At 71.0% G+C, this 20,108-nt stretch carries 24 protein-coding genes and 1 other RNA gene; 14 read left to right on the top strand and 11 right to left on the bottom strand.

The features are described from left to right. Positions 1–564: MerR family transcriptional regulator (locus G3I40_RS11195; protein WP_164302009.1), on the bottom strand; the 564-nt coding region annotated here is incomplete at its 3' end. Positions 565–698: 134 nt separating this feature from the next. Between G3I40_RS11195 and G3I40_RS11190 the strand changes: the two genes are divergently transcribed. The 3 genes from G3I40_RS11190 to rnpB all read left to right on the top strand — a co-directional run bounded on the left by G3I40_RS11190 (position 699) and on the right by rnpB (position 2,093). Continuing rightward, positions 699–1,133 carry a DUF4260 family protein gene (locus G3I40_RS11190; RefSeq protein WP_164302008.1) on the top strand — a complete coding sequence of 145 codons (435 nt, stop codon included), beginning with the start codon at positions 699–701 and terminating at the stop codon, positions 1,131–1,133. Then, a complete protein-coding gene (locus G3I40_RS11185) occupies positions 1,126–1,665 on the top strand; it encodes a TetR/AcrR family transcriptional regulator (RefSeq protein WP_164302007.1) in 540 nt (179 codons plus the stop codon). The genes G3I40_RS11190 and G3I40_RS11185 overlap by 8 nt, the downstream gene beginning before the upstream one ends. A 26-nt stretch (positions 1,666–1,691) precedes the next feature. Next, positions 1,692–2,093, top strand: an RNA gene (rnpB, locus tag G3I40_RS11180) — RNase P RNA component class A. Between the two features lie 118 nt (positions 2,094–2,211). Here the strand turns inward: rnpB and G3I40_RS11175 are convergent. Then, a complete protein-coding gene (locus G3I40_RS11175) occupies positions 2,212–2,463 on the bottom strand; it encodes a chaplin (RefSeq protein ID WP_164302006.1) in 252 nt (83 codons plus the stop codon). Positions 2,464–2,590: 127 nt separating this feature from the next. Then, positions 2,591–3,781 carry an FAD-dependent monooxygenase gene (locus G3I40_RS11170; protein WP_164302005.1) on the bottom strand — a complete coding sequence of 397 codons (1,191 nt, stop codon included), beginning with the start codon at positions 3,779–3,781 and terminating at the stop codon, positions 2,591–2,593. A 262-nt stretch (positions 3,782–4,043) separates the two neighbouring features. On the opposite strand from G3I40_RS11170, the gene G3I40_RS11165 reads away from it, so the two are divergent. Continuing rightward, positions 4,044–4,451 (top strand): hypothetical protein, encoded by a 408-nt coding sequence (locus G3I40_RS11165; RefSeq protein ID WP_164302004.1) that lies wholly within the window; start codon positions 4,044–4,046, stop codon positions 4,449–4,451. Between the two features lie 162 nt (positions 4,452–4,613). Next, positions 4,614–4,883, top strand: coding sequence for a chaplin (locus G3I40_RS11160; protein WP_164302003.1), 270 nt, complete (start codon positions 4,614–4,616; stop codon positions 4,881–4,883). 100 nt (positions 4,884–4,983) lie between these two features. Here G3I40_RS11160 and G3I40_RS11155 read toward each other — a convergent pair whose 3' ends face one another. The 3 genes from G3I40_RS11155 to G3I40_RS11145 all read right to left on the bottom strand — a co-directional run bounded on the left by G3I40_RS11155 (position 4,984) and on the right by G3I40_RS11145 (position 6,916). Beyond that, positions 4,984–5,862, bottom strand: a complete 879-nt coding sequence (locus G3I40_RS11155) for a tyrosinase family protein (RefSeq protein WP_164302002.1) — start codon at positions 5,860–5,862, stop codon at positions 4,984–4,986. A gap of 5 nt (positions 5,863–5,867) precedes the next feature. After that, positions 5,868–6,320 (bottom strand): tyrosinase cofactor, encoded by a 453-nt coding sequence (locus tag G3I40_RS11150; RefSeq protein ID WP_164302001.1) that lies wholly within the window; start codon positions 6,318–6,320, stop codon positions 5,868–5,870. Between the two features lie 95 nt (positions 6,321–6,415). Further along, positions 6,416–6,916, bottom strand: a complete 501-nt coding sequence (locus tag G3I40_RS11145) for a hypothetical protein (RefSeq protein ID WP_164302000.1) — start codon at positions 6,914–6,916, stop codon at positions 6,416–6,418. A gap of 407 nt (positions 6,917–7,323) precedes the next feature. Between G3I40_RS11145 and G3I40_RS11140 the strand changes: the two genes are divergently transcribed. After that, positions 7,324–7,548: a hypothetical protein gene (locus G3I40_RS11140; protein WP_164301999.1), complete on the top strand. Its 225-nt coding sequence runs from the start codon at positions 7,324–7,326 to the stop codon at positions 7,546–7,548. A gap of 87 nt (positions 7,549–7,635) precedes the next feature. On the opposite strand, the gene G3I40_RS11135 is transcribed toward G3I40_RS11140, so the two are convergent. The 5 genes from G3I40_RS11135 to G3I40_RS11115 form a co-directional block, all read right to left on the bottom strand. Continuing rightward, the gene (locus G3I40_RS11135; RefSeq protein WP_164301998.1) at positions 7,636–8,136 is read right to left on the bottom strand and encodes a DUF5949 family protein; all 501 of its coding nucleotides are present in this window, start codon (positions 8,134–8,136) and stop codon (positions 7,636–7,638) included. Positions 8,137–8,347: 211 nt separating this feature from the next. After that, on the bottom strand, positions 8,348–8,593 hold the full coding sequence (locus tag G3I40_RS11130; RefSeq protein ID WP_164301997.1) for a chaplin: 246 nt from the start codon (positions 8,591–8,593) through the stop codon (positions 8,348–8,350). A gap of 117 nt (positions 8,594–8,710) precedes the next feature. Next, entirely contained in the window at positions 8,711–8,995 is a 285-nt protein-coding gene (locus tag G3I40_RS11125) for a hypothetical protein (protein WP_164301996.1), read from the bottom strand. 271 nt (positions 8,996–9,266) lie between these two features. Next, the gene (locus tag G3I40_RS11120; protein WP_203643835.1) at positions 9,267–9,971 is read right to left on the bottom strand and encodes a hypothetical protein; all 705 of its coding nucleotides are present in this window, start codon (positions 9,969–9,971) and stop codon (positions 9,267–9,269) included. Between the two features lie 250 nt (positions 9,972–10,221). Then, the gene (locus G3I40_RS11115; protein ID WP_275410171.1) at positions 10,222–10,410 is read right to left on the bottom strand and encodes a chaplin; all 189 of its coding nucleotides are present in this window, start codon (positions 10,408–10,410) and stop codon (positions 10,222–10,224) included. Between the two features lie 374 nt (positions 10,411–10,784). Between G3I40_RS11115 and G3I40_RS11110 the strand changes: the two genes are divergently transcribed. From G3I40_RS11110 to G3I40_RS11075, 8 genes are all read left to right on the top strand, one after another. Further along, positions 10,785–11,882: a DUF3344 domain-containing protein gene (locus tag G3I40_RS11110; protein ID WP_343244891.1), complete on the top strand. Its 1,098-nt coding sequence runs from the start codon at positions 10,785–10,787 to the stop codon at positions 11,880–11,882. Positions 11,883–11,914: 32 nt separating this feature from the next. Further along, positions 11,915–13,066 (top strand): glycosyltransferase, encoded by a 1,152-nt coding sequence (locus G3I40_RS11105; protein WP_164301994.1) that lies wholly within the window; start codon positions 11,915–11,917, stop codon positions 13,064–13,066. Further along, on the top strand, positions 13,063–14,544 hold the full coding sequence (locus tag G3I40_RS11100; RefSeq protein WP_164301993.1) for a sugar transferase: 1,482 nt from the start codon (positions 13,063–13,065) through the stop codon (positions 14,542–14,544). Before G3I40_RS11105 ends, G3I40_RS11100 begins: the two co-directional genes overlap by 4 nt. A 112-nt stretch (positions 14,545–14,656) precedes the next feature. Next, entirely contained in the window at positions 14,657–15,904 is a 1,248-nt protein-coding gene (locus G3I40_RS11095; protein WP_164302010.1) for an O-antigen ligase family protein, read from the top strand. Beyond that, a complete protein-coding gene (locus tag G3I40_RS11090) occupies positions 15,901–17,571 on the top strand; it encodes a lipid II flippase MurJ (protein WP_164301992.1) in 1,671 nt (556 codons plus the stop codon). Before G3I40_RS11095 ends, G3I40_RS11090 begins: the two co-directional genes overlap by 4 nt. A gap of 70 nt (positions 17,572–17,641) precedes the next feature. Beyond that, on the top strand, positions 17,642–18,343 hold the full coding sequence (locus G3I40_RS11085) for a polysaccharide deacetylase family protein (RefSeq protein ID WP_164302011.1): 702 nt from the start codon (positions 17,642–17,644) through the stop codon (positions 18,341–18,343). After that, on the top strand, positions 18,340–19,488 hold the full coding sequence (locus G3I40_RS11080; protein ID WP_164301991.1) for a glycosyltransferase: 1,149 nt from the start codon (positions 18,340–18,342) through the stop codon (positions 19,486–19,488). Before G3I40_RS11085 ends, G3I40_RS11080 begins: the two co-directional genes overlap by 4 nt. Beyond that, positions 19,481–20,108, top strand: a 628-nt coding sequence (locus G3I40_RS11075) for a lipopolysaccharide biosynthesis protein (protein WP_164301990.1), incomplete at its 3' end; no start/stop codon positions are given. The genes G3I40_RS11080 and G3I40_RS11075, both read left to right, overlap by 8 nt.

Here is a 20,108-nt window from a genome sequence, read left to right as displayed (position 1 = left end):
CAGGGCGTCGAGCCGCGCGTACACGTCGCGGGCCGCGTCCAGCGCGCCCGGCGCCGTGAGGGTGGGCGTCAGCGCCGCCATCAGCTGCGCGCGGGCCTCGGGCGGCGCCGTCGTGTCGATCAGGGCGAGCATCTCGCGGTCCTTGGCGGCCATCGGCGACCAGTCGTCCAGGTCGCCCAACTCGTGCAGGAAGGAGGTCAGTTCGGGCGAGAGGGGCCCCTCGGCGGGCAGCTGTCCGCGCTCGGCGTCCGACAGCAGCGTGCGCAGCCGCTCCCGGCGCCGGTGGATCGCGGCCTCCTGCCGCGCCAGGTCCGCGTCCAGCTCGGCGAGCACCTCGACGAGCTCGCGCCCCGCGTCGTCCGCCAGCACGTCCCGCACCTCGCCGAGCCCGAGCCCCAGCTCGGTCAGCCGCCGGATGCGCGCCAGCTCGACGGCGTGCCGCAGGCCGTAGTCGCGGTAGCCGTTGCCCTGCCGCTCGGGCTCCGCGAGCAGCCCGAGGTGGTGGTAGTGCCTGATGGCGCGGGTGGTGACGCCGACGGTCCCGGCCAGCTCTCCGATCCTCATGACCTCAGTAGAAACGTTGACGCTACGGAAGGGTCAAGCGGAGCACCCCCGGAACCTTGACGGCTAACGCTGTTAGCCGTACGGTTTCCCCATAACGAGGCTAACAACGTTAGCCCCTGGCCGGGGAGGTCCGCATGAGCGCCACCGCACCTACAGCGCCCACCACGAGCGCGAAGCCGTCCGAGAAGCCGCTCACCGTGCTCCGCCGCACGGCATGGCTGCTGAACGCGCTGTTCTGGTCGGCCTTCGCGGTCCTGGAGGGCGTCAACCACGGCTGGCTCGCGGCAGCGCTGGCCTTCGTCTTCTTCCTCGCGCCGGACTTCACGTTCCTGGTCGGCATGGGCGATGCGCCGCGGATGGCGAAGGGTCAACTCCCGCCCCGCGCCGTGCCGTTCTACAACACCGCCCACCGGGCCCTGGTCCCGCTCGCGCTGATCGTCGCGTACCCCTTCACGCCGTTCACCTGGGCCCCTGCCTTCGCGGCCCTGTGCGCCTGGCTCGCCCACATCTCGTACGATCGCGCCTTCGGCTACGGACTGCGGACGAAGGAAGGCTTCCAGCGTGCCTGAGGCCACTGAGCAACGGCGGCGGCTCACGCCGCGCGCCACCGAGATCGCGGCCGAGGCCCGGGTGCTCCTCGAGGAGTCCGGGCCCGACGCCCTGACCATGCGGGCCCTCGCCGACCGCCTCGGCATCAAGGCCCCGTCCCTCTACAAGCACTTCCCCGACAAGCACGCCGTGGAGGTCGAGCTCGTGGCGCAGATGCTGGCCGAGTCCGCCGAGGCCTGCGAGCAGGCGGAGAAGCAGGCCCCGGGCTCCCTCACCGCCCTGGGCGCCGCCTACCGTGCGTACGCCCTCGCCCACCCCCACCTCTACTGCCTCGGCACCGAGCGCCCGCTGCCCCGCGCCGCGCTCCCCGAGGGCCTGGAGGAGCGGGCCGCGGCACCCCTCGTACGGGCCTGCCACGGCGACGGGGACCTGGCCCGCGCGGTCTGGGCGTTCGCGCACGGCATGGTGATCCTGGAGATCCACGGCCGGTTTCCCGGCGACGCGGACCTGGAGCGGGCCTGGGAGACGGGGATGGCGGCGCTGCACCGCTAGACCGGTACCATGGTCGGCACGGCAGACGAGCCGGGCGGGCGGCCGCGTGGGGTCCTTCACGGGACTCCCCGAGGAACGTCCGGGCTCCACAGGGCAAGGTGGTGGCTAACGGCCACCCGGGGTGACCCGCGGGACAGTGCCACAGAAAACAGACCGCCCGGCGCTTCGGTGCCGGGTAAGGGTGAAACGGTGGTGTAAGAGACCACCAGCGCCTGAGGTGACTCAGGCGGCTAGGTAAACCCCACCTGGAGCAAGGTCAAGAGGAGCCACCTCGGTGGCTCTGCGCGGACGTTCGAGGGCTGCCCGCCCGAGTCCGCGGGTAGACCGCACGAGGCCGGTGGCAACGCCGGCCCTAGATGGATGGCCGTCGCCGAGGGCTCCGCGAGGAACCTTCGGAACAGAACCCGGCGTACAGCCCGACTCGTCTGCCCCTACCCCGTTGAACCGGGCTGTTGAACCGGCCTCTCTCGCGCCTGTGGCGCTCCCCGACAGTGCCGGAGAGCGCCACAGGGCATGACCGCAGGTCCACTCGAAGAGCAGTGAACCCTAGTCGTTCGCGCAGGAGTTGCCGAACGCCGGGTTGAGCAGGCCGATCAGGTTGACCGAGTTGCCGCAGGCGTTGAGCGGAACGTCGACCGGGACCTGGACCACGTTGCCGGACAGGACGCCCGGGCTGTGCGCGGCGACCGCGGAGGCGCTGGCGCCCTCGGGGCCGTCCAGAGCGGAGGCCACGGCCGCGGAACCCAGTACCGAGGTCCCAGCCAGCACGGTGGCGGCTGCGAATGCGCGAAGACGCATCGATTCTCCCTGAGAGGTGTAGAGAATATGACTGGCCTATCACATCTCCATCGGGTACTTGAGACGAGGAATTGAGCCGTCGGCGGGCGTGTCCCAGAGGTGTCGGAAGACGGGCCGCATTCTCCGCTCAGCTCCCCAATAGCTGTGCGATACGCGGACCGAGCCAGCGCTTCAGGGAACGCAATGCCTGCGTCCGGTCGACGGCCCGGTCCACGCGGTAGTACAGCTGCGGCGGAATGTAGGGAAGCAACGGGGAATGACGCTGCCCGAGCAGAGCGAACATCTGGTGAGGTTCCATTTCGATGTAACGCGTCAGGTTCTCGTACCATCCGGCGCTGTGGCGTGCCGCATTCTGAAGGCGCAGCAACTCGCCCTTGCGGACCCGTTCGTAGTGTCCGAGGGCCGCGGGCAGAGGCGCGTTCTGCAGGGCCTGGGCCAGCGCCATGGCGTCCTGCATCGCCAAGGTGGTGCCCGCGCCGATCGAGTAGTGGGTGGTGTGGGCGGCGTCGCCCAGCAGAACCAGATTGCCGTACGACCAGACGCGGTTGGTGACCGTACGGAACTGCTCCCACTGCGAGGGCCCGTCGATGTCGGTGCGGCCGATCAGCGGGTGCCCTTCCAGCGGTGCGGCGAAGAGGCTCTCCAGCAGCTTCAGGGCGTCGGCCCCTGCCATGGTGTCCAGGCCGAGGCCCGTCCATGTGTGCGGGGCGCACTCGACGATGAAGGTGCTGTGCCGGCTGTCGAAGCCGTAGGCGTAGCACCACAGCCACCCGTGGTCGGTCTCCACGAAGGCAAAGGTGAAGGAGCGGAAGACCTGCGTCGTCCCGAGCCAGATGAAGCGGTTGTTCCCCGAGGTGATCCGTGTGCCGAAGTGTTCCGCGTGCTGTTCGCGCAGCGGGCTGCGGGAACCGTCCCCGGCCACGATCAAGTCGCCGTCCAGGGCGGGGTCCCCGGGCGGGACCGCGTGGTCGAACTGCACGTCGACCCCCAGCGAGGAAGCCCGTTCGGCCAGGATCCTCAGCAGTTCGTGGCGCCCGATCGCGAAGCCCTCGTCACCGTGGTGCACCGTGGTCGCCTCGCGAACGTGCGCCACCCCGTCGCCCCACTTCACCGAATGCTCCTCGATGGCGCGAGCGGACGGCCGGTCGTGTGCCGCAAGGGTGGCGAGCATGTCGGGCCAGTACGTGACGCCCCATCCGTACGTCGCCCCGGCGGGATTGCGCTCGTGGACGGTGACGTGCCGATGACGGTCCCGCAGCTTCAAAAGGATGGCCAGATACAGCGACGCGGGCCCTCCGCCGACGCAGACCACCTTCATATGTGCTCCCTTTGCTGCAGGTGACGGGTGCTGTTCAACGGTGCGGCCGGACCCGCGCGGCACGACAGGCACGGACCCGGGAGATGCCGGACCGGTGCTACTCAGGAAACGACGCGACGGCGAAGTGGTTCTCGATCGATCCCCGCTCCGGGGCACGACGCCCCGTTCAGCCCTCTCCGCCTGCGCGGGAGCGCGGCGCGGACGAGTGTGGGAGGTGCCCGCCGCCGCGGGGGAGGGGGACGGCTGAAAGGTGTGCGCGAGGATGTTCTTGATGCGATGTGCGGTCCTGCTCGGTGCGCTGAGCACTGCGTGGCTCCCCCCGGCCTGCGCGGCGGCGGACCCGCACGATCCCCCGGTCCTGTTGACGGCAGCGCAGTGCAGGGCGGAAGGGGGCGCCCCGGCGTTCCGCGTCTACGACGGGGCGGACGCCTATCGGTGCGTCAAGGACGTCGAAGGGGCGGGCCCCGTCGCGGGCGGCTCGGACCCCGGGTTCGCGTTCGTCCGCCGGCCCCGTTTCGACCTGGACTACCTGGCACCCGACGAGTGCCGGGCCGGCGGCGGCGTCATGCGGTGGGAGCAGGGAGGCGACGCGGGTGGCGGGTCGCAGGTGTGCCGGGGAGGCGTGTACGACGGGAAGACCGTCCTGCCCTCCGACGCCGGAGCGAGCTGAACACGGGCATCTCTCGGGCCGGCCGCATTGCCACCGGCCTCGAATTCCTGCCCTTTTCAGGATGTATCCCCGCATAAACCGTTACTGCCGGCGGGCCGTCCCGTTGAACACGGCGACGGCTGCGACTACGCAGCCGCACATGCCAAGCAAAAGGAGAACGTGATGTCTCGCATCGCGAAGGCAGCCGCTGTCGCATTCGGTACGGGTGCCGTGGTGCTCAGTGGCGCCGGTCTGGCCATGGCCGACGCGGGTGCCCAGGGCGCGGCCACCAACTCGCCGGGCGTGCTGTCGGGCAACCTGGTCCAGGCTCCCATTCACGTCCCGGTCAACGCCTGCGGCAACACCGTGAACGTCATCGGCCTGCTGAACCCGGCGTTCGGCAACACGTGCGTCAACAGCGACGGTGGCGACGACGCCGGTTACGGCGGCTGACCCGTCGGGACCGCGGGAAGCCACAGCTGACGGGACGGTGGCATCCCGCACCCCCATGGACGAGCGCCCCCGGCACACGGTGCCGGGGGCGCTCGCCCGTCTACGGGCGATCCTCGTACCGGTACAGGGACGTGTGGTCGAGCATGTCCCGGATCGGCGTGTTCCACGGAGGCATGGTGTCGCCGGCGACCAGGACGCGGTCGTGCTGCGCGTCACCGAGCGCGGGCTTCTGCACGGGGAGGTAGGGAGCGGCCTTCGGATACCGCTGCCGCCACCGTGACCAGCAGAGGTCGACGAACGCGTGGTGGAGCCAGAAGACCGGGTCATTGACCGAACCGGCGCCCAGCATGTGGCCGCTCACCCACCGGTGCACACGATTGTGGTTGAACCACGTGCCGTCACCGCGGCGCGTGGGCCAGCCCTCGAAGCGGTTGCGGAAGCCGTGCGGCGCGAGCGAGTTCCACGGCTCCGCGTCGTACGTGGGCTCCTTCATGGCCCAGGCGAGCTCGTCCTTGCTCGGCAGGTCGACCGGCGCCTGCGGCCGGCCGAAGTCACGCATGAGGAAGTCGCCGTCGGTCACGGCCTCCGTGATGGTCCAGTGCCCCTGCCGCCGGGCGAAAGGTCCCGTCGTGACCTGGTGGTCGGAGCGGCGGCCATTGCCGCCCAAGAAATCCTCGCTCCACAAAGAAGCGGCCGGCGTACGGTCGACCGTCCAGTCCCAATAGGGAACCGTGACCCCGGAATCCACCTTCTGCAAGGCCCTCTCGAACTCGAGCAGGAATTTGCGGTGCCACGGAAAGAACGACGGGGTCATATGGGCCACCCGTAAGGCGCCGTCACCGTCCCCGACGTAGAAATCGATGTGCATTCGTACGAACTCGTCGTACTGCCCTTTCTTCTTGAGGGCGAGTACGGCGTTCGTGAAGCGTCGCTTCTGCGCCTTGGTGAGCGTGCTCTGGTTCTGACGCGTGTGAATCACCGGTCTCACAGCCTCCGATCGTGAGCCTGCAGTGTCTGCTCGCCGAGTTCCGCCACGGCCCGTCGCGCCGCGGCCAGGGGGGTGGGGCAGGAGTCGTAGTGATCGACCATGGTCAGATAAGAGCCGTCGGCCCGGCGCATGAGGTGCAACGGGCGCCCGTCGACGGTGACCTGCCATTCACCGGCACCCGTTGTCGCGTCGGGCATTCTGATGCCCGCGATCCGCCGCCCTCGATAGGTTTCGCCGAATTCCTCAGGAGGCGCGTCCGCCTGTGGGGACGTCGGTGGCCGGGCTGCGAGGAAGGCCGCGGCGGTCGAGGTCACGCCCAGCAGGACCAGGGCCGCACTGCGCCGTGTGAGCAGCGGACTCGTACCCGGATCAGGGTCCGCGCTCGCGGCAGCCGCGGCGGCTGCCACCGGGTGCGGGTCAGCGAAGGGCACTTGGGGATTCACGGCCATCTCCTCCTGCGGACCGGGAGCCCGCCTGCTGTCGGGAAGCGCGTCGAGTCGGGTGAGCCGGAGGACGACTTCGAAGTCCGGCCCACCCCGGGATGTCAGCCCACCGCCAGGTCCGCTCCCGGCTGGGCCTGCACGTCGGGGGCGCCGAAAGCGGCTTGCGGAGCCGCGACCTCCGGCAGCCCGAAGCGGTGGGCCCGGGGGCCGGTCAGCGGCGGGTTCACGGAGGCTCCGGGGGTGAGGGTGCGCACGTCCGACCCTTCGGTCGTGAGCCCCAGCCGGTCCACGTCCTCGGTCGCGAGGAGCTGCGGCAGCGGCACCTTGGCGTCGGTGGCGGGGAGTTCACTGCTGAGGGGCAGCTGCGGCAGCGCGCGCTGCGGAAGGACGTGATCCGCCGAGTACTGGGGCCCCACGGGCGTCCCCGGCATCGGGATGGGTGCTTCGGTGCTCAGCCGCGGGGCGTCCACGTGCAGCGCACTCTCCACGCCGTCAAGGGGGACCTCGACGGGTACACCTGCCGCCAGGGCGGGAGTTGAAGCTGCTGCGGCGGCGATACAGGCCGTCAGTACGGTGAGGGTCGCTCTTGCCGTGCGGTTCATTCTGGGCGCCTTCTCTTCTCCGGGTGATGACTCGTCAGAGATAACGATCCTTTCTGTGACATCAGTTCAGAATTCCCCCCATGGGCCTAATCCGAAGACCTTGGGCATCCCACGCTGCCCGCTTCAAGTGCTGCATGCGTAAGGGCAGTTCGCACCGGACCCTGCGTCAGATCCCGCTGGGCGTCGGAGTGTTCGGCGTTCGGACCTCCGGCCTGCTCGGACCGGCGGCCGGCTCGGGCTCGCCGCGCGGCCGAGGCCTCCCGACGGGCAGTGCTCAACGGAGCCTCCCGAGGCCGCCACCAGTGGCGATTACTGAGAGTCACTGATCGTGACGCTCGGCGCGACAAGTGGGAGAAGCGGGGCTAGCGTCGCTTATGTCCCGAAAGCACGTAGATAGGACTTCCTCCATGAAGCAGATCGCCAGGCGGACCACTGTGGTCGCGCTGCTCGCTGCCGCCGCTGTCCTGCCGCTCACCGGTGTGGCTCAGGCCGCCACGCCCCAGGCGCCCGCCCAGTCCGTGGCCGCCGCCCACCCGTGCGACAACGACTGGGAGTGCTGGCACCACTCGCACCACCACCACGACGGTCTCGGCCTCGGTCTGGGCCTGGGTCTGGGCGTAGGCCTCGGCTGAGCAAGCCCTCAGATCATCCGCCGTGGTGCAGGAGTCGGTCGGCAGTCATTGCCCCCGCTGCTGCACCACGGTCGCGTGTGGGGGCGGTCAGCGCAGGCGTCGGATCGGCAGCAGGCAGTGCGCCGCGGCCGTCAGGGTCTCCTCGTCGCCGGCGAACCGCTCCAGCTCCTCCTCGGTCACGGGCTGCCCGGGGGCGGCGGTGGGCCAGGGGCGGGCCGTGAACATGAAGTACGCGTTCCCTCGCGCCTCCGCGGCCGCGAGCCACTCGGGCCGCACCGGACACTGGGCGTTCAGCAGGGGCATCGTGACGACGGCCTGGCCCGCCTCCACGAGCAGCGAGACGGGGAATCGCGGCTGCCGCGCTGCGTCGTGAACGGTGGTGCCCACCGTCAGCCCGTTGTTGTGCAGAAGCGCCCGTACGGCCGTCTCCGCGGCGGCAGGGCCCGCGGGGGAGTCGCCCATGGAGTAGGCGAGCAGAAAGGGAACGTCGTCTTCCTCTCCGGCGGGAGCCCCGCTCCAGGAGATGACGGCGAGCGTCCCTAGATCCGCTGCCCGAAACGTGGTGTCAATGCTCGACGTTGAAGTCACCGAGGAAGCCTAGCGAGACAGTTCGTGCCGATAGCGGCGTCGTCACTCAAATGGCGGAACGCGGCGCACTCGATCGAGGGTCGCACACACACAAGTCCGATCCCCGTCCGTGCATTGACGGCGTGAACGCCAAAGGCTGGTTCAGGAACCTGAGTTCCGAACCAGCCTTCCGTGCTTGGCTTCCCACGCGCGGGGAGAACGCGGCGCTGTGTCAGTCGTTGACGGCGGTGTTGCCGAAGGCCGGGTTGAGACCGGCGATGCCGTTGACCGTGTTGCCGGAGACGTTCACCGGAACGTGGACCGGGACCTGGGTGACGTTGCCCGAGAGCACGCCCGGGGAGTGCACGGCAGCACCCTCGGCGCTGGCGCCGCCATCGGCAAAAGCGGCACCCGACGCGGCGCCCGCCGCGAGACCGGCAGTGGCGAGGACGAGAGCGGTCTTCTTGGCAGTGTTCATTTCACAAACCTTCCTTCGGGGGTTCCGTGGATCGTATGAGGGGCGCCCGAGCAGTCAGCGGAAAAGACACGCCTTCATAAACCCTTCGCCCATTCGGTTCAACGAACGAAGAGTCGCCTACTTGGCGACGGGAAGGCCGCCGAGGAGGTTGGCGGGGGCCTCGGCGGCGCCCGGGTTCAGGCCGTCGGTGGCACCCGTGACGGTGTCGACGAGGCCGTTGTCGCCGTTCGGGTCGAGAACGTTGCTGTCCAGCGGCTTCACGTCGAGCGACGGCTGGCTGGCGATCGTGTCCAGGGCGCCGTTCAGGCTCGTCGGCGTGAGGTCGGAGGCAAAGGCGGGCGCGGCGGCACCGGCAATCGCCATGGAACCGGCGACAACGGCAGCGATCTTCAAAGCCTTCATTTTTTTATCCTTTCCTCGATGACGCTTTGGCCATCGGCATGGAATATTCACGTTCCAGGCATTCCGAATGCCCCGTGTCTTGATGTCCTGCTTCTTCCTGCTCAACGATCGTCGCCGCCGGGAGAAACCCCGGTGTGCCGCCATTTGTTGATCCCCACTCGAAAGAACGGCCCGATGAATCAAATATGAAATTGCGTGAGCATGCCGAGAGCCCGCCGAGGCTGTCTGCCTCGGCGGGCTCTGCACCCGCGTCACCGCAGGTGTCGTCCGGCTACGACGAGAGGGGCGTCTGGGGGAGGGCCGGAGTCTGGGGCAGCGCCGACGTCTGCGGCAGGGCCGGCGTCTCGGGAAGGGCCGGCGGCTGCACCGGCAGGTCGGACGTCGGCAGCTTCGGCAGCGCCGGGAGGCCGGGCAGGTTGGGAGCCGGAAGGGCGCCGCTCAGCAGCGTGGCCGCGAGGACGTTGACCAGCCCCGTCACGACGACGGGCGTCTGGGTCGCGACGGCGGTGACATCGCCCGCCGTGGCCGACTTCACCAGGGCGTCGACCGCGGACTGCAGTGCGGTCAGGGCGTCGCCCTTGACGTCGAGCGGCGCCTTCGCGTCGTCAGGGGCGGCCCCGTCGGGAGCCTGCGGGACCGGAACCGGAGCCGCGGGCGCCTGCTCCTTCGCCGTGTCGATGGCGGTCTTGACCGCGTCGGCGTGCTTCTGGGCCTCGTCCGCCGGAAGCTTGCCGTCCTTGGTCTTGAGCACGGCGTCGAGCAGGTCGGTGACCGGCGTGAGGACGCCACCGAGACCCTGCAGGGTCTTGACCTGGCCCTGCAGGGCCTCGACGGACGGGGTGGGGGCGGAGGACACAACCGTGCGGCTGGCGCGCTCACTGGCGGAGTCCGCGGCGAACACCGGGGCTGCCGCACCGATCAGGAGGGACGCGCAGAGAGCGGAGGTCGCGAGGCGCCGTACGGGCAAAGCGGGCATGTTTTTCCCTTTCGAGGGTGTGTTGGTGCTTGAGATCACCGTGGGATGCCACACCACTCCCTGCAACCGATCGACCGCTCTCCGTGTTCGCCCGATGCTTGCGCCTCTGCCGTTCTTCCTGGTGAGAGCCCTGCGGCCGACTCCCGTGCACTCACCTCCATACGGGGCAGGCGGCCAGGGACCCAGCAGCGGGAAAAGGAACAGCCGCCCCTGGAGGAGGGGCGGCTGAGGAAGAGTCAGGCTGAGCGCGTCAGCTGTTGACGCAGCTGTTGCCGAAGGCCGGGTTCAGCAGGCCGATGACGCTGACGGTGTTCCCGCAGACGTTGACCGGCACGTGGACCGGAACCTGGACGGCGTTGCCCGAGAGGACTCCGGGGGAGTCGGTGGCGGCACCCTGCGCGCCGCTGTCGGCGGCGGCGATGCCGGCAGTGCCGGCCATGGCGGCGGCGGCCACAGCGGAGAAGACGACTGCCTTCGCGGTACGCGACATGAACATGCTCCTTGGGTTTTCGTTCGGCCGGGCCAGGTGCCCGGTGCGTGGTGCAACGGGGAGGCCCTGCAAGGAGTTGCGGCTCCGAACGGGTGAAGGTGCGCCGGGTGTTGAAGGGTGCCGAAAGGTGTCGACATCAGGGCAGTGGGAATTTCACAAGTCCAACACACTCGTGTATTAAGTGAAACTCGCTTTGTGGTCGCTACTGTTGGCCGTTCCCCGTTCAGGCGGTATGAGGTGCGGGGATTCGCCCAGCGGGTGTGATGTTCATATTTTCGTGGGTGCTGTAGAGCGTCTGCCCATTCCTGAAAGGGAAGCTCGCCGTGCACAGGTTCAAAGGCTGTTTCCTGCGTCGTGTGACGGTGGGTCTGCTGTCCTTGGCGGCGGTGTCCCTGCCGTGCCAGGCGACCGCGACAGCGCCGTCACCGATCACCGAGAAGCCCACCCTCCCGTTCACCCCGCGGTACGAGGCCACGCTCCATGGCGGATTCGTTCGAGCGGCGAACGCCGCCATCACGTGCCGGGGCAGCGTCTCGGTCAAGAAGACGGGATGCGCCGAGGCACGTGCGGGCGCGACGGCCGGCAACGGCGACTTCGACATGTTCTACACGGACATCGACCGCGACCCCAACACGTACAACTCGTCCGGCGCGGAGTTCCGTCTTCCCGCCGGCGCACGCGTGACCTATGCGCGGCTCTACTGGGGCGGGAACCTCCGCGTCGGAGAGCAGAAGCCCCCTCGCGACAACGGGCGCGTACTGGTCGCGGAGCCCGGCGGCGACTACAAGCAGGTGCTCGCCGACAGCGTCGTGGGGCACCGGGTCGCCAACGGCGCGGACGCGTACCAGGCGTCGGCGGACGTCACCGATCTGGTGCGCTCCAGCGGGTCCGGGATGTACACCGTGGCGCAGTTGAACGTCGCCATGGGGCGCACCGCCGCGGGCGCGTGGGGCGGGTGGACGCTCGTGGCCGCGTACGAGGACGAGGCCGCGCCGCTGCGGCACCTCTTCCTGCAGGACGGCTTCGACACCTTCACCCGGCAGCACCCCAGCAAGGATGTCCACGTCAGGACGGCCCTCGCCGAGGGGGCGAGCGGCTACGCAGGCCTCGTCGCGTACAACGGCGACCGCGGACGCGGCGGCGACTCGCTGACCGTCTCCACCGGCCGGGGCAGGCCGCTCGCGCTCTCCGACCGGGCCAATCCCGCGGGGGACGTGCTCAACTCGACCATCTCCCAGCCGGGCGGGCAGCAGCCGAAGCGGACTCCGGACCACGGCAACAACCTCGGATACGACTCCGACGTGTTCGCGCTCGACGACGCCGTGGCCCGGGGCGGCAAGGCGTTGGACTTCCGTCTGACCTCACTCAAGGACACGGCCTGGATCGGGGTGCTCTTCGGCGCCGTTGACGCCCGGCCGTAGCTACCTTCTTCAGCTCAGCCAAGGAAGAGACGATGCATGTGACGTCTGCACCCTTGCCGCCGCGCGTTCTGCACGTGACGCAACCGGTCGACGGCGGAGTGGCGCGCGTGGTGTCCGACCTCGTGCGCAGGCAACGCGCCGCCGGGATGCAGGTGTCGGTGGCCTGCCCCGGCTCCGGCGGCCTGGCCCGTCAGGTCGAAGCCCTCGGCTGCGAGGTCCTGGAATGGCGCGCCGTACGGTCGCCGGCCAGAGGCCTGCCGGGGGAGTTGCGCCGCCTGGCCGACGTGATCGCCCGCACCCGCCCCGACGTCATCCACGCCCACAGCGCCAAGGCGGGCCTGGTGGCCCGGCTCGTCGTACGGGGCCGGATCCCCACGGTCTTCCAGCCGCACGCATGGTCCTTCGAAGCCGTCGGCGGGATGGGCGCGCGCCTGGCGCTGACCTGGGAACGGCGGGCGGCGCGCTGGGCCTCCCGGCTGATCTGCGTCAGCCGGGCCGAACAGGACACCGGCGAGGGCCACGGGATCGCAGGGCGCTGGCGGCTGGTGCCGAACGGGGTCGACCTGGAGCGGTTCCACCCCGACGGGCCCTCCGCCAGGGAGCTGCCCGGCGTCCCCGCGACCGGGCCGCTCGTCGTGTGCGTCGGGCGGCTGTGCCGGCAAAAGGGCCAGGACGTCCTCGTCGCGGCGTGGGAAGAGGTGCTCCGCGAACTGCCGCAGGCCCGGCTGCTGCTGGTGGGCGACGGGCCGGACGCGGCACGGCTGCGGGCCGCGGCCCCGCCCTCCGTCACCTTCGTCGGGGCCGTCGAGGATCCGACTCCCTGGTACCGGGCGGCGGACCTGACCGTCCTTCCCTCGCGGTGGGAGGGCATAGCTCTCGCGCCGCTGGAAGCGATGGGCTGCGGGAGCCCGGTGCTCCTCACGGACGTCGACGGGGCCCGCGAGAGCCTGCCGCCGCAGCTGGCCCACACGTGTCTGGCACCGCCGGACGACGCCCCGGCCCTGGCCCGGGCCCTCGTCGGTCTGTTGCGCGACGCCGAAGGCCTGCCCGCGCTGGGCCGTGCGGCCCGCCGCCACGTGCGCGCGCAGCACGACGTGCGGCGCACGGCCGCGGCAGTCGCGGACGTGTACGGCGAACTTCTGGGTCTGGAGACCAACGAGTGCAGAGAGCCGATCACGACGTGACCCCGGAACGAGCCGTCGCCTCCCCCGCCGGCCAGGAACAGAGTGCGGGGGAGGCGGGCGCCGCCACCGTCATCGCGCAGAGAACCGTCGACACCAGCAGGATCACCCTGGTCGGCGGCCGCACGCGGGACCACTCCTCCCGCGCCCTCCTGCTCGCGGTGGACAGCACGGCCGCGCTGCTCGGCACGCTCGTGCTGACGCCGCTGCAGCGCCCCCCGCTCCTGGTGGCCGGGTTCCTCGTCCTCGTCCTCGCCCTGTGCCGCAACGCCGGGCTGTACGGGCGCATCGACGAGCGGTACGTGCTCGACGACTGCCCCGCCGTCGCCGGGCGTCTCGCGATCGCGTGGTGCGTACTGACCGCCGTAGCGGCGACCTTGCAGCCCTTCAAGGAGATCCCGCTGAAGGCGGTCCTCGCAGGCTGCGCAGCCCACGCGGTCCTCACCCTTTCGGGGCGGGCGCTCGTCTATTGGCGCCAGCGGGTGGCCCTGGTCCGGCGCCCCTGCACGGCCCTGCTGGTCGGTCCGGAACAGCAGGCGGCGCGCGTCGCGGCCGCCCTCCAGCGCTACCCGCGCAGCGGCGTCAGGCTGGTGGGCATCGTCAGTGACGGCGCGGCGGGCCAGGGCAAGCACGACAAGCAGGACGGCGACGCACCGCCCCTGCCCGTGCTGACCACCGTGGGAGACATGCGGCGCGCAGTGATCCAGAACGATGTCCGACGGGCGATCGTCCTGGGCGGCGCCACCGACCCGGAGTACCTCCCCTGGCTGCGCGGCCTGTCCGAACTGCACTGCCACATCTGGGAGTTGGACCCGAGGCCCGCGGTGTACGTACCCCGCGACCGCGAGGCGGGCGGCCATCTGGCGGGGTTCCGCTGCCGGCCGGTCGTCGGGCCGCCCCTCCCGGCGCACCCCGGCAAGCGCGCACTGGACCTGGCGATCTCCTCGGTCCTGCTGGTGCTGGCCGGCCCGGTCCTGCTGACGTGCGCCCTCTGGCTGCGCATCAGCGACGGGCCCGGCGTGGTCTTCCGCCAGGAGCGCATCGGCAAGGACGGTCTGCCGTTCACCCTGCTGAAGTTCCGGACCCACCGGCCCGCCGACCCGATGGAGTCCGCGACCCGCTGGAGCGTCGCCAACGAGCACCGCATGTCCTGGTTCTGCCGCTTCCTGCGCCGCAGCTCGCTGGACGAACTTCTCCAGCTGTGGAACGTCTTCCGCGGCGACATGAGCCTGGTCGGCCCGCGGCCCGAACGCCCTTACTTCGTCGCGAAGTTCAGCGAGGCGCACCCCGGCTACAGCGAGCGCCACCGCATGCCGACCGGCATCACCGGGCTCGCCCAGATCAACGGCCTGCGCGGTGACACGTCCATCGAGGACCGCTGCCGGTTCGACAACGCGTACATCGACAACTGGTCGCTCTGGCGCGACATCAGCATCCTGATGCGCACGGCGACTGAATTCTTCCGCCCGACGGGGAGCTGATGAAGTGACCGTGCTCCCTGCGTTCCCCGGCCTGCGCCCCGACCCCGTGACGGCGGGCCGGCAGGCCGTGCGCCGAGCGGGGCCGGTGCTGCCCGTCCTGCTGCTCGTCGCCATGCTGGGCCTGCCCCTGGGCGCGGGCAGCGACCACGAGGGCAGCGGAGGCACACCCGCCGACGCCGTCTCCGGTCTGGTCGTGCTCTTCTGCGTCGTCCGTGCAGTGCGGCGCAAGGAGCGCCCCCTGACGCGCACCGCGTACGTCGTGCTCGGGCTGCCCGTCGTCGCCGTCGCCGTGGCCGCGCTCGGCGCCGACTCGCTGCCGAACGCCCTTGAGGGGCTGGTGCGTTACTACCAGATCCTCGTCCTCGTCCCGGCCGCCGTGCTGCTGCTCGTGCGCGACCGCCACGACTTCCGGCTCGTCGCCTGGGCCCTGGTGGGGCTCGGCCTGTGGCAGGGATCGCTCGGCGTCTACCAGTACCTGACCGGCACGGGAGCCTCGTACGCGGGGGAGGACGTGCGCGCCGTCGGCACCTTCGGGGCCACCGACGTGATGGGCATGTCCACCGTCGTCGCGTACGGCCTGGTCTGCGCGGTGGGCCTGGGACTCGCGGGCAGGGCGCCGCGCGAGCGGGTCCTCGCGCTGGTCTGCGCGCTGGGACTCGTGGTGCCCCTGGCCCTCTCCTTCAGCCGCGGAGCCTGGATCGCCACCGCCGTGGTCTGCGTCCTGCAGATCGTCCTCGCCGGACTGCGCCGGGCCGGGCGCCTGCTCGCCGTGGGGGCCGCCGCGGCGGTCGTCCTCGTCGGCGGGTTCGGGGTGGGCACCTCGATGCTCCAGGAGCGGCTGAGCAGCATCACGCAGGTCACCGCGGCGCCGGACCAGTCCGTGACGGACCGGTACACCATGTGGGCGGCGGCGATCGACATGTGGGAGGAACACCCCGCCACCGGCGTCGGGCTCAAGAACTTCCCCGCCTACCGCGACAGCCACGCCTCGATCGCGCTGTCCGCGGGCAGCGACGTGGCCGGTGCGGGCGCGGCCTTCCGCAGACAACCCCTGTTGTCGCCGCACAACATGTACCTCCTGGTCCTCAGCGAGCAGGGCCTGCTGAGCCTGTGCGCCATCGTGGGCGGCTGGGCCGCGATGCTCGTGTGCGGTGCCCGCCGGCTCGCCACGGCGCACCGCGCGGCCCGCGGACTCGACTGCGCGCTCATCGCCTGCGGGCTGCTCACCTGGCAGTTGATCGACTTCGCCTACGCGGACATCGGGGGCCCCTCCACGGTGCTCACCGCCGTCGTGTTCGGCCTGGTCGCCTGGTGGGCCCTGGCCCCGGCGGCGCTGTCCGAGGCGGTTGCCGAGCGATGAAACCCTCGCCTCCCGCCGACGGGGACGAGACCCTTCTCGCCCCCGCGGTACCCGCACAGCAAGCGGCCCCGGCCGGCGTCGACAAGAGCCACGACGCACGGGGCGCCTCGAACTCCTTCCTGGCCCGCGCCGCACTGCTGACGGCCGTGCTCTCCGCCGCCGGATCGCTCCTGGGGCTCGTCCGCGACCAGACCCTGGCGCACCTGTTCGGAGCAGGCAGCGAGACGGACGCCTTCCTCGTGGCGTGGACCGTTCCCGAGCTGGCCTCGACCCTCCTCATCGAGGACGGCCTCGCGTTCATGCTCGTACCCGCCTTCAGCGCGGCGATCGCCGCGCGCGGCGCCGCGACGTCGAAGGAGCAGGACCCGGTGCGGGCGCTGGTCGCCTCGTCCCTGCCCCGCCTCACGCTGGCCTTCCTGGCCTGCGCCGCGCTCCTGATGCTGGGCGCTCCACAGCTGGTCGAGCTGCTGGCCCCCGGGCTTCCCGACCCCCAACTCGCCGTCGACTGCACGAGGTTGACCGCGACCTGCGCCCTGACCTTCGGGCTCACCGGCTACTGCAGTGCCGCACTGCGCGCCCACAGCAGCTACCTCGCCCCGGCCGCGATCTACGTCGCGTACAACACGGGCATCATCGTCACGCTGCTGGTGCTGGCCGACCGCTGGGGCGTGCGCGCCGCCGCGGCCGGGGTGGCCGTGGGCGGCTTCCTGATGGTCCTGGTCCAGGCGCCGTCACTGCGCCGTCGACTGAGGAGCTCGACGCGCGGAGCCCGTACCGACGACGACGACACCAAGGCGTCGAAGAAACAGTCGATGAACCTCGCGCTGATCGCGACGGTGCTGCTCTTCGCACTGTGCCGGCAGTCGCAGGTCTTCATCGAGCGCTTCCTCGCCTCCTCCCTGCCCTCCGGGGCGATCTCCCACCTCAACTACGCGCAGAAGGTCGCGCAGTTGCCGATGGTGCTCTCCCTGATGCTGTGCACCGTCACGTTCCCGGTCGTGGCCAAGGCATTGGCGCGAGGGGACACCGAGCGCGCCCGCGACCGGGTCGAACGCGATGTGGCGCTCGCCGCCTGCATCGTCCTGTCCGGCGCGGCCGTGGTGTTCGCCTGCGCCCCGCAGATCGTCCAACTGCTGTTCCAGCGGGGCGCGTTCACGGCCGACGACACCGCCGCGACGGCCGCCATCATGCGCGTCTACTCGTTGGGCCTGCTGGGGCACTGCCTCGTCGGCGCGCTGGTGCGCTCCTACTTCTCCGCGGGGCGGCCGACCTGGTACCCGGTGGCCTCGATGGCCGCGGGCATGACGCTCACGGCAGGCGTGGGCACGTGGGCGGTCGGCGCCTGGGGGGTCGGTGGCATCGCCGCCGCCAACGCCCTCGGCATCACGTTCACCGCCGTGCTGCTGCTGACCGCGATGGACAGGCGGAGCGTGCCCGTGCGGCTGCCCGCGGTGTTCCTCGAACTCGGCAAGACGCTGTTGGCTGCCGTGGCCGCCACCGTCGCCGGACTGGTGTGCGCGGCCCGGATCGAGCAGCCGCTGGGTTCCCTCGCTGTCGGGTGCCTGGCCATCGGGGCCGTCTTCGGCGCCCTCCTGTGGGCCCTGAACGTCCAGGCATGTGTACCCGCCGTCCGCTTCGCGACCAGAAAGCTCCGCCATGCCCGTTGACTCCGCACTCCAGGAACCGCCAGGTCCGAGGACGAGAGAACTCCTGCCGGGGCGTTCTCCGTGGGTGGCGATGTACCACTCCGTGGACGACTGCGCCGACGACCCGTACAACATCACCGTCACCCCCGAGCGCCTGCGGCAACAACTCCACTGGCTGCGCTCGCGCGGGCTGCGGGGCGTCAGCGTCGCCGAACTCCTCGACGCCCGCAGCCGGGGCGTCGGCCGCGGTCTGGTCGGCCTCACCTTCGACGACGGGTACGGAGACTTCGTCGAGAACGCCCTGCCCCTGCTGCGGCACTACGAATGCTCCGCCACCGTCTTCGTCCTTCCCGGCCGGCTCGGCGGGGAGAACGAGTGGGACGTGCAGGGCCCGCGCAAGCCGCTCTTGACCCCGCAGGGGATCAGGGCCGCCGCGGCCGCCGGCATGGAGATCGGCTCCCACGGCCTGATGCACGTCGACCTGACCCGTGCGGACGACGAGGAGCGCCGGGCCGAGGTCCAGCGCAGCAAGGCGCACATCGAAGAGCTCACCGGCGGCGAGGTGCACGGCTTCTGCTACCCGTACGGGTGCGTCGACCGGCCGACGGTGGAGGCCGTCCGCCGCGCCGGCTACCGCTACGCCTGTGCCATCTCCCCGGGCGTCCTGACCGGCGTGCACGCGCTGCCGCGCGTGTTCGTCGGGCAGCGGGACACCGCGTGGCGGCTCGAACTCAAGCGCCGTATGCACCGGCTGCGAAGACGCGCCTGGCACGTCGGGGAAGGCCCGCAGTGAAGGTCCTCCACGTCATCACGGGCCTGGGCGCGGGCGGCGCGGAGCAGCAACTGCGCCTGCTCCTGCGGCACATGACCGGCACGCACGACGTCGTGACGCTGACCAATCCGGGCCAGGTCGCCGACGCGCTGCGCCGCGACGGCGTGCGCGTCGCACACCTGGGAATGGCCGGCAACCGGGACACACGTGCCCTGCCCCGCCTGGTGCGACTCATCCGCAACGAGCGGTACGACCTCGTCCACACGCACCTCTACCGCGCCTGCCTGTACGGGCGCATCGCGGCGCGCACGGCCGGTGTACGCGCGGTCGTCGCCACGGAGCACTCCCTCGGCGACCACCAGATCGAGGGACGCCCGCTGACGCGCGGAGTGCGCGCCCTCTACCTCGCGGGCGAGCGGCTGGGCAGGGCGACCATCGCGGTGTCCCCGGCGGTGGCCACGAGGCTGCACCTGTGGGGAGTCGCCCCGCACCGCGTACACGTCGTCCCCAACGGGGTGGACGTCCCGCGCTTCGCCTTCGACGCCGACGCCCGGGCCGCCACGCGGCGCGCACTGGGCCTGCCGCCCGGAGCCTTCGTCATCGGTGGCGTGGGGCGACTGGTGGCAGGCAAGCGGTTCGACGTCCTGATCGCCGCACTGTGCAACCTCCCGAGCGACGTGCACCTCCTCCTCGTCGGCACGGGACCGGAGGAGCGGGCACTGCGGCACGCGGCGCACCGCGCCGGGGTGCTCGACCGCGTCGTCCTCGCCGGGGAACGCCCCCACCTGAACGCGGACCCCGCGGACACCGCGAGCGATCTGCCCGCGCTGATGTCCGCGATGGACGTGCTCGCCTCCGCGTCCGTCGACGAGGCGTTCGGTCTGGCTGTGGTGGAAGCGCAGGCCAGTGGCCTGCCGGTGCTCTACGTCACCTGCCCCGCCGTCGACGATCTGCCCCCGGGGACGGCGGCCCGCGCCGTCCGTGTCTCGTGCGACCCCGCCTCGTTCGTCCGTGAAGTCCGAAGAATCCGCAAAGAGTCGGGCGGCGCCAGGCCTCCGTCGGAGGCCGCCCTCCACTACAGCATCGCCCGGAGCGCCGCGCTGCACCACGACGTGTACGCGACGGCCATGGGCGCACCGACGTCAGGAGTGAGTACGCATGACTGAAGCTGCCCAGGACAGGAAGACCTCCCCCGCGCCGTTCCCCCGGATCGGCGCCGCCACGAGGAAGCCGCCGCGGTGGTGGCCCCTGCCGGCGGGCATCCTGCTCGGCGCCCTCGCCGGCGGCGCGTACGGCCTTGTCAGTACGCCGCAGTACACGGCGACCAGCTACGTCATCGCCGTGCCGACGGAGAAGGCCGACCCGATGTCCGCCCTCGGCTTCGCGCAGGCGTACAGCAGGGTGGCCACGCAGGTCGCGGTGCTGAGCGACGCCCAGGTCGCGGCGGGCGTGCCGATCGGGACGCTGCAGTCGGACGTCAGGGCGGAGACGTCGCCGGACGCGCCCATGGTCTCGATCTCCGCCTCGTCGGACGAACCCGCGCAAGCGGTGGCGATGGCCAACGCCGTCGCCCGCGCGCTGACCACCAACGCGAGCCACACCAAGGACGACACGCACGTCGAACTGCTGCGCTTCACGCGGGCCGTGAAGCCGACCGAGCCCTCGTCGGCGTCCGCCGCGCTGACGACCCTCGTCGGCACGTGCGCCGGGGGACTGCTCGGCGGGCTGGCGCTGCTGCTGCGGCCCCGGCGCGAGGTCGAACCGGCCACCGCCACCGTGCCGGCCC

Source organism: Streptomyces sp. SID14478, assembly GCF_010548525.1.
GTDB lineage: Bacteria > Actinomycetota > Actinomycetes > Streptomycetales > Streptomycetaceae > Streptomyces.
Note: the sequence above shows the minus strand (reverse complement) of the source record. Positions and strands in the feature narration are given on the sequence as shown.

Coding starts and splice junctions, on each gene's coding strand:
- G3I40_RS11160 (WP_164302003.1), top strand. CDS start 4,614: ATGTCTCGCATCGCGAAGGCAGCCGCTGTCGCATTCGGTACGGGTGCC.
- G3I40_RS11190 (WP_164302008.1), top strand. CDS start 699: ATGAGCGCCACCGCACCTACAGCGCCCACCACGAGCGCGAAGCCGTCC.
- G3I40_RS11130 (WP_164301997.1), bottom strand. CDS start 8,593: ATGAACACTGCCAAGAAGACCGCTCTCGTCCTCGCCACTGCCGGTCTC.
- G3I40_RS11140 (WP_164301999.1), top strand. CDS start 7,324: ATGAAGCAGATCGCCAGGCGGACCACTGTGGTCGCGCTGCTCGCTGCC.
- G3I40_RS11165 (WP_164302004.1), top strand. CDS start 4,044: ATGTTCTTGATGCGATGTGCGGTCCTGCTCGGTGCGCTGAGCACTGCG.
- G3I40_RS11115 (WP_275410171.1), bottom strand. CDS start 10,410: ATGGCCGGCACTGCCGGCATCGCCGCCGCCGACAGCGGCGCGCAGGGT.
- G3I40_RS11170 (WP_164302005.1), bottom strand. CDS start 3,781: ATGAAGGTGGTCTGCGTCGGCGGAGGGCCCGCGTCGCTGTATCTGGCC.
- G3I40_RS11125 (WP_164301996.1), bottom strand. CDS start 8,995: ATGAAGGCTTTGAAGATCGCTGCCGTTGTCGCCGGTTCCATGGCGATT.
- G3I40_RS11090 (WP_164301992.1), top strand. CDS start 15,901: ATGAAACCCTCGCCTCCCGCCGACGGGGACGAGACCCTTCTCGCCCCC.
- G3I40_RS11085 (WP_164302011.1), top strand. CDS start 17,642: ATGTACCACTCCGTGGACGACTGCGCCGACGACCCGTACAACATCACC.
- G3I40_RS11120 (WP_203643835.1), bottom strand. CDS start 9,971: ATGCCCGCTTTGCCCGTACGGCGCCTCGCGACCTCCGCTCTCTGCGCG.
- G3I40_RS11145 (WP_164302000.1), bottom strand. CDS start 6,916: ATGAACCGCACGGCAAGAGCGACCCTCACCGTACTGACGGCCTGTATC.
- G3I40_RS11095 (WP_164302010.1), top strand. CDS start 14,657: ATGCTGGGCCTGCCCCTGGGCGCGGGCAGCGACCACGAGGGCAGCGGA.
- G3I40_RS11105 (WP_164301994.1), top strand. CDS start 11,915: ATGCATGTGACGTCTGCACCCTTGCCGCCGCGCGTTCTGCACGTGACG.
- G3I40_RS11150 (WP_164302001.1), bottom strand. CDS start 6,320: ATGGCCGTGAATCCCCAAGTGCCCTTCGCTGACCCGCACCCGGTGGCA.
- G3I40_RS11175 (WP_164302006.1), bottom strand. CDS start 2,463: ATGCGTCTTCGCGCATTCGCAGCCGCCACCGTGCTGGCTGGGACCTCG.